Annotated in this window: 12 protein-coding genes and 1 pseudogene; 6 read left to right on the plus strand and 7 right to left on the minus strand. The window is 67.7% G+C overall.

Annotated elements, in window-relative coordinates; genetic code table 11:
* Window positions 1-374 precede the first annotated feature (374 nt).
* From Aco03nite_RS51585 to Aco03nite_RS54615, 3 genes and pseudogenes are all read left to right on the plus strand, one after another.
* Complete coding sequence (locus tag Aco03nite_RS51585) at window positions 375-1,172, plus strand: PH domain-containing protein (RefSeq protein ID WP_203810467.1); 798 nt, start codon at window positions 375-377, stop codon at window positions 1,170-1,172.
* A 1,179-nt stretch (window positions 1,173-2,351) separates the two neighbouring features.
* A complete protein-coding gene (locus Aco03nite_RS51590) occupies window positions 2,352-3,125 on the plus strand; it encodes an adenylate/guanylate cyclase domain-containing protein (RefSeq protein ID WP_203810468.1) in 774 nt (257 codons plus the stop codon).
* 180 nt (window positions 3,126-3,305) lie between these two features.
* Window positions 3,306-4,760 (plus strand): annotated as a pseudogene (locus Aco03nite_RS54615) (NF041680 family putative transposase).
* Between the two features lie 9 nt (window positions 4,761-4,769).
* On the opposite strand, the gene Aco03nite_RS51600 reads toward Aco03nite_RS54615, so the two are convergent.
* Window positions 4,770-5,684 (minus strand): AraC family transcriptional regulator, encoded by a 915-nt coding sequence (locus tag Aco03nite_RS51600; protein WP_203810470.1) that lies wholly within the window; start codon window positions 5,682-5,684, stop codon window positions 4,770-4,772.
* A 54-nt stretch (window positions 5,685-5,738) separates the two neighbouring features.
* Here Aco03nite_RS51600 and Aco03nite_RS51605 point away from each other — a divergent pair, with 54 nt between their 5' ends.
* Window positions 5,739-6,569: an SDR family oxidoreductase gene (locus Aco03nite_RS51605; protein WP_203810472.1), complete on the plus strand. Its 831-nt coding sequence runs from the start codon at window positions 5,739-5,741 to the stop codon at window positions 6,567-6,569.
* On the opposite strand, the gene Aco03nite_RS51610 is transcribed toward Aco03nite_RS51605, so the two are convergent.
* The 5 genes from Aco03nite_RS51610 to Aco03nite_RS51630 all read right to left on the minus strand — a co-directional run bounded on the left by Aco03nite_RS51610 (window position 6,535) and on the right by Aco03nite_RS51630 (window position 10,054).
* Complete coding sequence (locus Aco03nite_RS51610) at window positions 6,535-6,894, minus strand: hypothetical protein (RefSeq protein WP_203810474.1); 360 nt, start codon at window positions 6,892-6,894, stop codon at window positions 6,535-6,537. The genes Aco03nite_RS51605 and Aco03nite_RS51610 overlap by 35 nt on opposite strands.
* A gap of 20 nt (window positions 6,895-6,914) precedes the next feature.
* The gene (locus tag Aco03nite_RS51615; RefSeq protein WP_239146144.1) at window positions 6,915-7,292 is read right to left on the minus strand and encodes a YrdB family protein; all 378 of its coding nucleotides are present in this window, start codon (window positions 7,290-7,292) and stop codon (window positions 6,915-6,917) included.
* A gap of 34 nt (window positions 7,293-7,326) precedes the next feature.
* On the minus strand, window positions 7,327-8,688 hold the full coding sequence (locus tag Aco03nite_RS51620) for an aminopeptidase P family protein (RefSeq protein ID WP_203810476.1): 1,362 nt from the start codon (window positions 8,686-8,688) through the stop codon (window positions 7,327-7,329).
* Window positions 8,689-8,837: 149 nt separating this feature from the next.
* Window positions 8,838-9,389, minus strand: a complete 552-nt coding sequence (locus Aco03nite_RS51625; RefSeq protein WP_203810478.1) for a hypothetical protein — start codon at window positions 9,387-9,389, stop codon at window positions 8,838-8,840.
* A gap of 68 nt (window positions 9,390-9,457) precedes the next feature.
* Window positions 9,458-10,054: a TetR/AcrR family transcriptional regulator gene (locus Aco03nite_RS51630; protein ID WP_203810480.1), complete on the minus strand. Its 597-nt coding sequence runs from the start codon at window positions 10,052-10,054 to the stop codon at window positions 9,458-9,460.
* Between the two features lie 75 nt (window positions 10,055-10,129).
* On the opposite strand from Aco03nite_RS51630, the gene Aco03nite_RS51635 reads away from it, so the two are divergent.
* Window positions 10,130-11,047, plus strand: coding sequence for an alpha/beta hydrolase (locus Aco03nite_RS51635; RefSeq protein WP_203810482.1), 918 nt, complete (start codon window positions 10,130-10,132; stop codon window positions 11,045-11,047).
* Window positions 11,044-11,943 carry an NADP-dependent oxidoreductase gene (locus tag Aco03nite_RS51640; protein WP_203810484.1) on the plus strand — a complete coding sequence of 300 codons (900 nt, stop codon included), beginning with the start codon at window positions 11,044-11,046 and terminating at the stop codon, window positions 11,941-11,943. The genes Aco03nite_RS51635 and Aco03nite_RS51640 overlap by 4 nt, the downstream gene beginning before the upstream one ends.
* Before the next feature lie 5 nt (window positions 11,944-11,948).
* On the opposite strand, the gene Aco03nite_RS51645 is transcribed toward Aco03nite_RS51640, so the two are convergent.
* Window positions 11,949-13,052, minus strand: coding sequence for a hypothetical protein (locus Aco03nite_RS51645; protein ID WP_203810486.1), 1,104 nt, complete (start codon window positions 13,050-13,052; stop codon window positions 11,949-11,951).
* Window positions 13,053-13,202: the final 150 nt, after the last annotated feature.

The raw sequence follows: 13,202 nt of genomic DNA on the forward strand, positions 1-13,202 counted from the left end.
CTCAGCCGGCCGTGCGGCAGAACGGCATGATCGGAACGCGTCCTATGCGGCACGAGAGTAAGTCGATTTTGATTTGTTGATTTCTCACTGACCTCTCCATTGGTTTCGGGAGACCATATTCTGCTGGAGCGGTGAAGCTCTTGACCTACGCCGGTCCGGTCGTTACGGATGCGCCGGGGACCTGGACGGGTGGTGTCCCGCTTGCCCCATCGGGTTTCGAGTGGCTGTGGTCAAGCGAGTGCGTCGTGCTGATGCAGTTTCTGGCGCAAATCAGTCTCGCCGGCCGTCGGCCTCTGTCGCCCGCCCGAGGGCTCCTGCCCTGATCAACAGGGCGTTCACCAGATTTACTGGCCATGCATTGAGACCATCAGATTGTGGGAATCCTGCGATCAGTCGAGTGGCGTACCGCTTGCCCCGCCGAGCATGCCGACGCCGCCATTCGCCGTGTTCTGAGTGACCTGTCTATGGACCCGACTGGTCCGCCCGGTGAGATCACATCCGGCAGCAAGGGCTCGCTGATCAAGAACCGGTGGCCGGCGAAAGTATCGGCCCGTTTGCAACGGCATGCCAGCGGGGCGATCGTACGGTGGAACGTCGACATGCGCGGCACCAAACACTTCGCCATCCTCGACGACATCGCCGAACGCCTCCCCGAAGGAACCCTGGATGATCGAGGAACAGCAGAAGCGGCTGCACGTCTGGGGCTACACCGAATCTTCGGCCGCAAGGAGATCCGACACCTGGGCAACGTGCTGACTGGTGACGAGGACGTCGTCGCGCTCGGCCAGGGCGTCTACGCCGGGAACCTCGCGATCGTGACACTCACGACGAAGCGACTGTTCTTCCTCGATCGCAGCATCGCGGCAACGGAGTCCTTTGACGAAATCCCGTTCGACTCGGTGACATCGGTGTCGACGGCGAAGGCTTTGACCGGCGAGACGCTGACGATCCACACGCCCGGCCGCTCCGTCGAGATAAAGCAGATGCGTCACGGCAACGCCGACGAATTCGCGAGATTACTGCGACAACATCGTGAGGCAACCCAACCGGCCGACACGGCAGTCCCTGCTCCTTTCGCGCAGATCGAAAGCCTGGCCATACTCCGCGGCAAGGGAATGATCAGCGAAGACGAGTTCATCCAGAAGAAGGCGGAATTGCTCGGCCGAATCTAGAACCCCGTTTTGCATAGCGCTCATTCCGCGATGCGATAGCCGATTCTGGCTGCGAAGCCAACACCTTGGGCCTCCTGTTCACCGTTGGTGGTCAGCCCGGGCGAGAGGGCTACGGGGATATCGTCGACCACCTACACCGCAACGGCTGGCCGGGCGAGCCACATCCGCCCTCTCACGACGAGTAGCCAGTGGTCGTGAGAGGGCCGCCCTGATCGCGGCAGAAGAGGTCGTTCACCTCGGATACCTTCCGGCCGTAGCGGACTGGAGCCGCCAGCCGAGGAACCGGTAGGACTCGAAATCTGTTCTACAGGCCTGGCCTTTGGCTTCGCCGCGTTGCGGCCCGTGCACTGACGCTGGCAGAACCTGGCAGTCACTCATTTAGGGGAATCCTCGCAGTCGTTTGAACCGAATCACTGAGGATGTGGTGACAGGGGTAACAAGCACGATCGCTACCTGCCGAAGGGGAAACCATGACAGCGAATAGCTTCCGATGGAGGCGGTCTGCCGCCGCTGCCCTTGCGACTTTGGTCACCGGTGCGGGACTGGTCGCTACGAGCACGCCAGCTCAAGCTGCCGGATGCGACGAAAGTCGTAACACGGCACGCAGCCTGGCCGCGACCGGAAACTTCTGGGAGCATCGGGAGGAGCCGGAACTGATCGCTCTCAGCATCCGAGTATCGCCATCCGCTGGATGTGCCTGGGGTCTCATCTCTGGGCTCTTACCGTATGTGATGGACGGCGATGTCTGGATCGACCGGTCACCGGACGGCGGAGCGAATTGGGTGAAAAGCGAAGTCCGCTCTGTCCCAAGCTCACAGGGGAGCACATACACCTCCGCCTACAGCACCTCGGGATTCAACGCCGTACGCGCCTGCGGCATCTACACCCGGCAGACTCTCAGTAGCGAAAAAAGCCTGAAGACGGGGTACTCCGGGCTACCTGAGACATCGGACGTCTACTGCACCTCCTGGGTTACACCGTAGCCGCTCAAGTTGCCGTCCGGCCGGTCGGCCTTCATAACTTCAGCCGAAGGTCGACCGGTCGACTCGTTCAAAGCTGGGCGCCACCGGCTAAAGCTCCCCATTGTCGGCGGCAAGAGAGTACGCCCTAGATGTGGGAACCACTCGACCTTCCACAAGACTCCACCGGCGCAGCCGCTTCCGCTTACGATTTCCTCGCATGGGCCTCGACCAGAGATTTCACTCACTTGAAGATTTCGTTGCCTCGCACGCTAGTCACGTAGATGGCGTAGTAGATTGCGGTGACGGTTCGGCTGTGCCGATCAAGGGTGTGGAGATCGAAGCCGCTATCCTCTTCGCGGACATCAGCGGGTTCTCGACACGCACGATTGGCATGAGCCCTGTAGAAACTCTTATCTACGTACAAACATTCTTCGGCTGGATCACATCACAGGCTCTTCGCGGCCGCCCTGGAATTGTTGATAAGTATATCGGCGATGAGGCTATGGTGATCTTCTCGAAGGATTTCGGATCCGCCGAGCCTGTGACGGATGCAATCCAGGCAGCCGTTGACATGGTCAGGAACGACCCTCACGCCTACAGGCCTCACGTCGACATTGCCTTCGGCAGGGTGATTGCAGGATTTGCTGGAACCCCACTGCGCTACAACGTTTCAGTTTTTGGACGCCCTGTTGCTCTGGCAGCACGATGCGCTGGCATAAAGCCGGATGACCCAGAGATGGCCTCGCCGGATATCGCTCTGCCCGATTCGGATTGGGGCGGACGATCCCTTGACGACTTCAGCACTCCAGGTATACCCGAATCCTTAAAGCTGAGCGAGGAGGCTAGGTCGGTAGCTCTAAAAGGAGTTGGCGAAGTCTCCATCCGAGAAATATTCAATGAAGCAATCTGGGTCGCACATCCGAGCGCCGAGGATCGTACCCGTGAGGCTCTAGAAGGCTTGCGCTCTAATAACCGCTACTGGCCTCGTTAAAACGTTCTTCCTTTTGCTGCAAATCCCGGCATTCAGTGCTGGAAGCATTGAATCCTTCATGACCAGAAGCACTCAACTCGGCAGTTGAGCGCTATCGTAGGGCCCACCTCCGGTCTGGCCGACGGTGACCGAGCGTCATCCGGAGAGGGTGGGCGCAACTAGCCCCTATCGACGCCCGTTGTGGCGGTTGTGACGGACAGGGTGGAAGCGATCGATGTGTTGGCGGGGTTCCGTGAGCAGCTCTACCGCTGCATGACCAAGCGGGCCGACGCCTTGTTCGAGCTGACGGACGCCATGTCGTGTACCGACGGGCCGGTCAAGACGCTGGTCGGGTTGTCGCTGGCGCCGGAGCCCCGGCGTGGCCACGGCGCCATGTACGACGCGCTCAACGCGGGGCGTACCGACGTCGAGTCGCTGCGCCGGAGCCTGGCCGGGTTGCCGTTGCCGCGAGCAGCGGATGGCCGCCTGGTCCTCGCGGTGGACGTCTCACCGTGGCTGCGCCCGGACGGTAACTGCACCACAGCGGTCGTTCTGCCACACCTACGGGCGCGGCAAAGACGAACACCGGATGATCCTTGGCTGGCCGTATTCGATCATCGCCGCTCGGGAAACCGGCCGGACCTCCTGGACCGCGCTGCTGGACGCGGTCCGCCTCCCGCCCGGCGCGGACGTCACCACGATCACCTGCACGCAGGTCCGGCAGCTCATCAATCGGCTGACCGCCACCGGCCAACGGCAGGCCGGGTACAGCGACATTCTGATCGTGCTCGACGCGGGCTACGAGGCTCCGCGTATCGCCTGGCTGCTGCGGGATCTGCCGGTGGGAATCCTCGGCCGGATGCGCTCCGACCGGGTGCTGCGCCGTGCGACCCCACCCCGCGTCTACCAGCCCTTGGGTGGTGGGCCGGCCAAGCACGGCGGCGAGTTCGTCTTCGGCGACGCCGCCACCTGGGACGTTGAGCAAGCGGTCACGGTCACCGACAACCGACTGTACGGCCGGGTGAAGGCGCAGGGCTGGGACCGGCTGCACCCGCGACTGAGGCGTCGGGCTGCCTGGGTCGACCATGACCAGGCGCTGCCGGTCATCGCTGGCACGGTCATCCGGCTCACCGTCGAGCACCTGCCCAGTCGGGCGGAGCCGGAGCCGGTCTGGTTGTGGTGGTCCCAGGTCGACGCCACCGATGCTGATGTCGACCGGTGCTGGCAGGCGTTCCTGCGTCGTTTCGACATCGAGCACACTTTCCGACTGCTGGAGCAGACTCTTGGCTGGCCGCTCCGCAGCTGCGCGAGTCGGCCGCGGCGGACCGTTGGACCTGGCTGATCTTGGCCGCGCATACTCGGCTACGCCTCGCGCGGCCGCTCACCCAAGACCTGCGCCGGCCCTGGGAACGCCCGATGGCACCGGAGCGGCTTACCTCCGCCCGGGTGCGGCGGGGGTTTCGGAACCTCCACGCGACCAGCGCCTCGCCAGCGCGTGCACCCAAACCCAGCCGGCCCGGGCCCGGACGCCCGCCTGGCTCCCGCAACCGGCACACCGCTGCCCGTCAAGACGTAGGACTCGTCCTGGTCACCGGCCAGGCTCACCAGCGGCCGACCCATCACCAGAAGGGCACCAAGCTCCGCCGAACTGGTTGAACGACAGGCTCAGCTTTCCGGGGCGGGTGGCCTCGTTCGTACGCGGCGGATGTCTTCGGTGGGGGTTACTCCGAACAGGCGGCGGTACTCGCGGCTGAACTGGGACAGGCTCTCGTAGCCGACGGCGTGACCGACTCCGGCCACGTCTCCGGGGGCCGCGGTCAGGCGTACCCGGGCCTCCTGCAGGCGCAGTTGTTTCTGGTATTGGACCGGGCTCATCGTGGTGGCCGCCCGGAAGTGCCGGTTGAGGGTGGCGACGCTGACGCCGGTGTGCCGGGCCAGGTCCTCGATCCGGATGGTCCGGTCGTAGTGGTTCTCCAGCCAGCGCGCCGCCCGCCGGGCCAGGGTGAACCGCTCGTCGGCGCGGCCGACCTGGCGCACCAGGGCGCCGAGTGGGCCGGTCAGCAGCCGCCAGTGGATCTCCCGCTCGATGCCGGGGGCCAGAACGGCGAAGTCCCGGGGTCGCTCGACCAGGCGCAGCAGTCGCCGGAACGCGTCGAGCAGTTCGTCGTCCGCGGCGGCGACCCCGGCGACCGGGCCGGAGGTGTGATCTGAGGGCGCTTCGAGCAGCAGTTCGGCCACGAGTTCCGGCCGCAGGCGTACCGCGGCGGCCAGAAAGGGGTCGGCCCGGGTGATCCGGGCCGTCACCGCCAGCTCCATCGAGAAGATCAGGTACTCCCCCGCGCCGTAGCGGAACTCGTGCCCGGCCAGGGCCGTCCGTTTCTCGCCGGCCACCACGACGGCGACCATCGGTTCGAGGTGTGCGCAGTACGGTTCGGACTCGCTGGTCGCGGCCGACACCAGCGAGCCGGGCAGCCAGCTGCCCCGGGCGACCGTCCCGTGCAGCCGGGGAATCAGGTCGCGCAGTTCGCTCAGGACGTCCACGCCCGCCAGTATGGCGGTGATCGTGAGCGGATCAGGCATCGGAGCGCGCCGAACGATATAGGGTCCGGTCGCTGCCGGGCCGAGGATCAGTACATGACAAAGACAGTGCTGATCACCGGAACCTCCAGCGGCCTGGGCCGGGCCACCGCGAAGCTTTTCCAGGCCGAGGCTTGGAACGTGGTCGCCACGATGCGCCGGCCCGAGTCCGAGACGGAGTTGACCCGGCTCGACAACACCCTGGTCACCCGGCTCGACGTCGAGGACCCCACCACGATCACTGCGGCGGTACGGGCCGGCCTGGACCGTTTCGGGCGTCTGGACGCGCTGGTCAACAATGCCGGGTACGGCGCGTACGGGCCCCTCGAAGCGACGCCGATGGCCAAGATCCGGCGGCAGTTCGAGGTGAACGTTTTCGGTCTGCTGGCGACGACGCAGGCGGTGTTGCCGTACCTGCGGGAGCAGCGGTCCGGTGTGATCGTGAACGTCTCGTCGATCGGCGGGCGGCTGACGTTCCCGTTCGGTACCCCGTACCACGGTGCGAAGTTCGCGGTGGAGGGGATCTCCGAGGCGCTCTGGTACGAGCTGGGGACGGTCGGCGTACGCGTCAAGCTGGTGGAGCCCGGTGGTATCCGCACCGATTTCGGCGGCCGGTCCTTCGACTTCAGCAACGAGCCGGTGATCGCCGACTACCAGCCGAACATCGGCCGGGTCTTCGACGTGCTCGGCCCGCTGATGGCCGACGGCGGTTCGGAGCCGGAGCACATCGCCGACACCGTATTCACCGCGGTGACCGACGGGACCGACCGGCTGCGGTACGAGGCGGGCACCGACGGCATCACGATGCTCGCGTCTTGGCGGGCGGCCGACGACACGAGCTTCCTGGCCGGGATCAGGCAGCAGTTCGGCCTGGCGGACGTGAGCTGACCCAGGCTCGGCGGCGTTGCTGGATCGCGGCGGCCAACTCCTCCTCGCGACCGTTCTCGATCAGTGGGGTCCGCCCCGGCACCAGGCCCGTCGTGCGGACCAGCTCCGTGCGGGCGATCTCCAGGGTCTCCCCGGACAGCAACTCGCCGGGGACCGGGGTGAGGAATCCGATCAGCGCCAGGCCGGTGACACCCCAGGCGGCAACCCCACCCGATTGCGGCGTACGAAGACCGCCGGTCCCGTCGTCGGCCACGAACACCGGCCGGCGCCGCCGCACCGACGGTGACCACGACAGGGCCAGCACCGCATCAAGCGCTGGGAGCATCGATGGATCCTAGGACACCGTCACTCCGGAACAGCGACGTCCCGGTCACCGCTGTCCGCGACGGCGACCCGGGTCAGCGCTGCGACACCGATACCGGCCGCGCCGACCAGCAGGAGTCCGGTCAGCAGGTGACCGGCGGCGGCCACTCCCGCACCGGCGGCGGCGAACAGCACCACCTCGGCCAGGAAACCCCACGGCTCCGGGAGCCGCCGCTCGGCTCGCGGGGCCAGGTAGAGGCCCCACACCGTGATCGCCACGGCAGGTGCGGCCACCGCGAACGCGATCTGCAGCGCGAGCTGGTCCGGCAGCACCGCACCCGCGTAGGCGAGCGCGGCGAACAGCACCAGCTCGGTGAGGAATCTGGCCACCAGCACGACGCCCCGCCACCCAGTTAGCACATCCGGCAGCGTACCGAGTGGACATCCACGCTCGTCACCGGATCTGGTCGGCGGCCCATCGTTCCAGGCTGGCCGCGTCGATCGGCAGGGCGCCGGACAGCACCTCGTTGCCGGTCGCGGTGACCAGCAGGTCGTCCTCGAGGCGGATGCCGATGCCGCGCAGTTCCGGCGGGACGGTCTCGTCGTGGGCGTGGAAGTACAGCCCCGGTTCCACCGTCAGCACCATGCCTTCCTGCAGGTCGGCGCCGTGGTACTGCTCGTACTCCGAGGCGCCGCAGTCGTGCACGTCGAGTCCCAGGTGGTGGCCGACGCCGCAGACGATGTAGCGGCGGTGCTGCTGCCCGGTGGGGGCGAGCGCCTCGTCCACCGAGACTCCGAGCAGGCCCCAGTCGGCGAGTCCCCGGGCGAGGACCTCCATCGACGCGAAGTGGAAGTCCGAGTACCGGGTGCCGGGGCGGACCCGGTCCATGCCGGCCCGGTGGGAGGCTTCGACCAGGTCGTGGACCTGGCGCTGGGCCGGGGTGAATCCGCCGCCGACCGGGATGGTCCGGGTGACGTCGGCGGTGTAGAGCGAGCGTGCCTCCACGCCCATGTCCAGCAGCAGGGCCTCGCCGGGCAGGATCGGCCCGTCGCAGCGCACCCAGTGCAGGATCGGCGCGTGCGGGCCGGAGCCGACGATGGTGTGGTATCCGGGGCCGTTGCCGAACGTACGGGCATAGCGGTCGAAGGTGCCTTGCAACCACCGCTCGCCGAGACCGTCGGCGACCGCCCGGGGGACCTCGGCGGCGACCGCGGCGAAGCCGGCGACGGTGGCGTCGATGGCCGCCCGCATCTGGCCGATCTCCCAGTCGTCCTTGATCATGCGCAGGTCGGAGGCGATGCGCCCGCCGGCGGTGAAGGACGCCGGTTCGGTGTACGAGTCCCGGGCCCGCACCGGCAGGTCCAGCGCCGAAGACCACGCGTCCAGGCCGGCCGACGGCCCCACCCACAGTTCGCCGTACGCGGCGCTGGCGAAGAAGTCACGTTCCCCCGGCCGGGCCGGCGGCGGCATGTAGAGCACCGCGTCGTGGCCGCCGGCGCGCGGGATCATCACCAGCACCGAGCCTTCGACCTGGCAGGACGTGGCCCACACGAAGTCGCTGTCGACCCGGAACGCGTAGTCGGCGTCACCGTTGCGGCTCTTGGCGACGCCGGCGGCGAGCACGATCGTCTGCCCCGGCAGCGCGGCGCTGAGCCGTTCCCGGTGGTCGGCGGCGGCTTTGGCGGCCGCCGCGTCCACCGGCGCGGGCACGTCACGGGCCGCCCACCCCTGACCGATGGCGGCCACGAACCCGGGGCTGTCGTCGGCCAGCCGCGGCGGTTTGGTACCGGCCCAGGCCGGGCGGGGCTGTGTCATGGCACCAGGATAGGTGCCCCGCGGTGCGCTGCTCGTTCGCGCCGATGGAGGAGGGCGTCTTCCGCCCCAACCCACTCATGTCTCGACTTACTCAATTCTCGAGTAAGTCGAAGATCAAGCTAGGCACGGGTCTCCGGGCCGCGGCACGGTCAGGGGCGGTACTGCTCGGCGATCTCGTAGATGAAGTCGGCGGTGTTGGCGATGGTGACCGGGTAGCCGGTGCCGCCGAGTTGCTTCTTGAGCCAGGCCGCGTCGGTCAGGCAGCTGCCGGTGATGTCGAAGCCCTTGCCGTTCATGCAGTCCGGGTTGCCGCTGTTGGTGGAGAACACCTTCAGGGAGCCGTTGACCGGGAGGGTGTAGCGGCTGCCGTCGCCGTTCACCGCGCTGCCGTCCTTGCTCAGTTCGGCGGGCTCGACGACAGCGGTGCGTTTGGCGCTGTCGTAGCTGTGCAGCAGCACGAGGTGGGTGCCCGCGCCGATCGGGAACGTGGCGTCGCCCTTGCTCTCCTGCTGTTCGGCCTCACTCTTCTGCGGGTCACTGGTCGCGGCGGTCGACGGGGACGCGACAGGGGTGGCCGGGGCCGGGGCGGCGGCGGACGTCGTACCGGGGGCGGGTGTCACGGCGACCGGTTCGGTCGTCGAGCAGGCGGAGACGAGCAGGACCGCGCCGGCGACGACGGGGAGGGCGAGAAGACGAATCATGTCGATGATCTTGCACGGTCGGGTCACCACTCTCGTCGATGCCTCCCCCGGCTGACACGAATCCGGGATCATCGTTGCGGGACGATCCCTTCGCGTAGTGCGGTGAACAGGCGGTCGAGGCGCGCCCGGTGGTCGGTGGTCACGGTGTCGGCGGGTTCGCCGTCGATGCGGCGGCGGGCGGTCTCCACCAGCACGGTGCTGTAGCCGGCGATGAAGAACGCGGCGAGCAGCGTCGCGTCGCCGTCGAGTTCGCCGGTCAGCGTCGCCTGGAGTTCGGCGGCGATGGCGCGGGCGCGGGCGATGAGCGCGGGTGATTCCGCGACGGTCCGGAAGAAGGGCACCGAGCCGTCGGCGACCCCGGAGAGCGGGTGCCGTTCGTCGACGAGCCGGGAACACGCTTGCTGGAGGGCTGTCAGGACGTCGGTGCCGGGTGCGCGGTCGCGGACGGTGGTGCGCAGCAGTTCGGCGGCGTCGGCGGCGCGGTCGAGGAAGAGGTCTTCCTTGCGCGCGAAGTGGTTGAAGACGGTCACGCTCGACACTCCGGCCTCGCGGGCGATCTCGGCGACCGTGACGGATTCGTACCCGCGTTCGAGGAACAGCCGGTTGGAGACCTGCAGGATCCGGGCCCGGGTCTGTGGGCCGCCGCGTTCGCTGGTTCTGGGCATCCACCCTCACTCTCTTGTGTGACTAAATTTAGTCAGTTAGCTTAGTGCTCGGATCCGCGTCAGGAGGGTAGTCCCATGCGACAGAGGTTTCCCGCTCCGGCCACCATCAGCGAGCAGGCGCAGGCGTGGCTCGCCGTCGACGGCGGCGAGCTGACGTACCCGGCCGCCGACGACACCGAGGCGTGGCTCGCGATGGCCGAGCAGGCGAATCGATCCACGGTCCGCCGGTTCCCGATCAGCGACATCCCGGTCCACACCGAGAACATCGAAGGCGTCACTGTGTACGCCGCCCAACCCCCCGAGACCGGCGGTCCGCTCCTGCTCTGGATGCACCCCGGCGGTCTCCTGGTCGGCGGCGGACCGGCGTGCCGCGTGACGACGGCCCGGACCGCGGCATCCATGGGCCTGCTCACGTGGGGCGTGGACTACCGGATGCCGCCGCTGCATCCGTACCCCGCGGCCCTCGACGACGCGCTCGCCGTCTACCGGCGGGTGGTGCACGACCGCGATCCGGCCCGGGTGTTCGTCGGCGGCGACTCCGCGGGCGGCAACATCGCCGCGGCCCTGCTGCTGCGGGCCAGGGACGCCGGACTGCCGATGCCCGCGGCACTGGTGCTCAACAGCCCGCAGGCCGACCTGACCGAAGAGGGCGACACCTTCCAGACCCTGGCCGGGGTGGACAACGTGCTCCGCAGTCTGCAGCCGGTGAACGCCCTCTACGCGGCCGGGGCTGACGTACGACATCCGTATCTCTCTCCGGTCCTCGGTGATCTTTCTGGTTTCCCGCCCACCCTCCTGCGCAGCGGCACCCGCGACCTGTTCCTGTCCAACACCGTCCGCATGCACCGCACCCTGCGCGCCGCCGGCGTGGAAGCCGACCTGCACGTCTTCGAGGCCATGCCCCACGGCGGTTTCGGCGGCGAAAGCCCCGAGGACCGCGAAGCCGTCGCCGAGCAGCGCCGCTTCCTCGACAAGCACGGCAGGCGCTCGTGAAGGCGGTCGCGTTCCGCCGCTTCGGCGCCCCGGAGGTCCTGCAGATCGTGGACCTCCCCGAGCCGCACCCGGCTCCCGGTGAGGTGCGCATCGCGGTCCGGGCCGCCGGGATCAACCCGAGCGACTGGAAAAAGCGCCAAGGCCAGATGGATCAAAATCTGCCACAGACTTTGGGGTACGAGGCCGCAGGCACCGTCGACGAGTTGGGTGACGGCGTCACCGGTGTGGCCGTCGGTGACCGTGTGTTCGGGTTCTCCCCCACCGGCGCGGCCCAGGCGGAACTGGCGGTCCTGTCCTGCTGGGCCCCGGTCCCGCCGTCGCTGAGTTTCGCCGAGGCAGCCGCACTCCCCGCCGCGATCGAGACGGCGGCACGCGCCTTGGATCAGCTGGGCGTGTCGACCGGCACGCTACTGATCAACGGCGCCTCCGGAACCGTCGGCTGCGCAGCCGTCCAACTGGCGGTGGCCAGGGGTGCCCGAGTGATCGGTACCGGCAGCCCAGCCACCCACGACCGGTTGCGCGCACTCGGTGCCGACCCGGTCGCCTACGGCTCCGGCATGACAGACCGGGTCCGGGTGCTGGCTCCGGACGGGGTCGACAACGCGCTGGACGTGGCCGGAAGCGGCATCCTGCCGGAGCTCATAATCTTGGCCGGCGGCCCAGAGCACGTGATCACCCTCGCCGACTTCACCGGAGCCCAGCAACACGGCGTACGTTTCAGCAGAGGCGACGAGGGCCGTGCCCTCTACATACTCACCCAGATTGGCACCCTGATCGATTCCGGCAGTTTCACCCTCCCCGTGGGCCGAACGTTCCCCCTGACCGAGATCGCACAGGCACACCACGTCGGCGAGGCGGGCCTCGTACGCGGAAAGCTCGTTTTGCTCGTCGACTGACTCGATCAGGAACCAGCGGTCACGTGGTGGAGCTGCGGAAACGTCTGCCAGAGGTCTCGAAGGAATTCGCGGTACTGATCTGGGCCGTGCACCAGGGCGGCGCCGACGACGGTTTCGAGAGCTGCGGTGAGTGAGTCGGGGTGTGTGGTGGACGAGATCGTCGGCAGGGCGTACCACTGCTGTTTGACGATCTCATCGTCGCCCTCCGGCAGGAAGGCGGTGCCCGGGATTCGCGGTACGAAGGTGTCCGGGACGGCGTCTTTGTAGGCGTACCAGAAAGTGTGTTGATCGAACGGTTTCGGCATCGGCGAGCCGGAGCGCAGCGCTGCCAGGGCGGGGGTGAGTGCCGGCTCCCGGTCGAGGCCCGCGACGTGGAGGGCCCGGAGGGCGGCCCAGCGTGCCACGCCGCGGTGGGTTTCGTCGTCGGCTTCGGCGAGCGCCCACATCAGGTCGGCGTCGATGGCCTGGATGTCCCCGAGCCAGAGTTCGACCGCGCGCAGGCGTTCCGGAGGTACGCGGTCCCCGAACCGGCGCCGGTCCTCGCGTTCCTGTTCGCGGGAGCGCACCATGTCGTCGGTGGCCTGTTCCGCCGGCGACATGGGGATCTGCCGGTGTACGCGGTGCCAGTACGCGGCCTGGGAGCTGGTCTGTCGCACGATGCGGTCCGGTGCGGGTGGTGCGGGCCAGAACTGCAGAAGGTATCGGTCGGCCGGCTCCGGCGTGGTGTCTGCCTGGTCCAGGCCCGAGGCGCAGTACCGCACGCGGTACCGGGTTCGGGGCAGGTCCAGTGGGTGTTCCTCCGAGCCGTCCAGGCCCAGCAACGTGACCTCGGCGGATGCCGGCTCGAACGACACCTCGACGACCTCGTCCCACCGGTCCTCGACGGGCGGCTCGGAGGAATATCGCGCGACAACGATCGGGACCTCGCCGGTATGCGTACCGATCACCAGCTGTAACGCTCCTGGCGCGCCGGCCCCGCACAGGCCGTTGCGCTGGCCGTCCCAGGACCGGTCCGGGTCGTAACTGTCGTACATCTCGGTCCCGGAGAACACGATCGCCGTCGAGTAGGTCACGAAGACCGGCCCGTCCAGCAGCACCACCGTCCCCATCACGTCAGCATGCCAAAGGCCTCTCGCACTCACGCCGGAACACCCGACACGCGGGCCCGGGTTAACGGGGTCATCCGTGGGCACTCAGGCACCGGTCATATCCGATTTCAAACCATTTCGGGACGAAGGGTGCTCTCACCGCGAAATTTC

Origin of the sequence: Actinoplanes couchii (assembly GCF_016862075.1) — a bacterium.
In the GTDB taxonomy this organism is placed as follows: Bacteria; Actinomycetota; Actinomycetes; order Mycobacteriales; family Micromonosporaceae; genus Actinoplanes; species Actinoplanes couchii.

What these genes read in the sequence shown, in the direction of transcription:
- Aco03nite_RS51620 (WP_203810476.1), bottom strand. Translation starts at nt 8,688, where the DNA reads ATGACACAGCCCCGCCCGGCCTGGGCCGGTACCAAACCGCCGCGGCTG.
- Aco03nite_RS51610 (WP_203810474.1), bottom strand. Translation starts at nt 6,894, where the DNA reads ATGCTCCCAGCGCTTGATGCGGTGCTGGCCCTGTCGTGGTCACCGTCG.
- Aco03nite_RS51600 (WP_203810470.1), bottom strand. Translation starts at nt 5,684, where the DNA reads ATGCCTGATCCGCTCACGATCACCGCCATACTGGCGGGCGTGGACGTC.
- Aco03nite_RS51630 (WP_203810480.1), bottom strand. Translation starts at nt 10,054, where the DNA reads ATGCCCAGAACCAGCGAACGCGGCGGCCCACAGACCCGGGCCCGGATC.
- Aco03nite_RS51635 (WP_203810482.1), top strand. Translation starts at nt 10,130, where the DNA reads ATGCGACAGAGGTTTCCCGCTCCGGCCACCATCAGCGAGCAGGCGCAG.
- Aco03nite_RS51605 (WP_203810472.1), top strand. Translation starts at nt 5,739, where the DNA reads ATGACAAAGACAGTGCTGATCACCGGAACCTCCAGCGGCCTGGGCCGG.
- Aco03nite_RS51625 (WP_203810478.1), bottom strand. Translation starts at nt 9,389, where the DNA reads ATGATTCGTCTTCTCGCCCTCCCCGTCGTCGCCGGCGCGGTCCTGCTC.
- Aco03nite_RS51590 (WP_203810468.1), top strand. Translation starts at nt 2,352, where the DNA reads ATGGGCCTCGACCAGAGATTTCACTCACTTGAAGATTTCGTTGCCTCG.
- Aco03nite_RS51645 (WP_203810486.1), bottom strand. Translation starts at nt 13,052, where the DNA reads ATGGGGACGGTGGTGCTGCTGGACGGGCCGGTCTTCGTGACCTACTCG.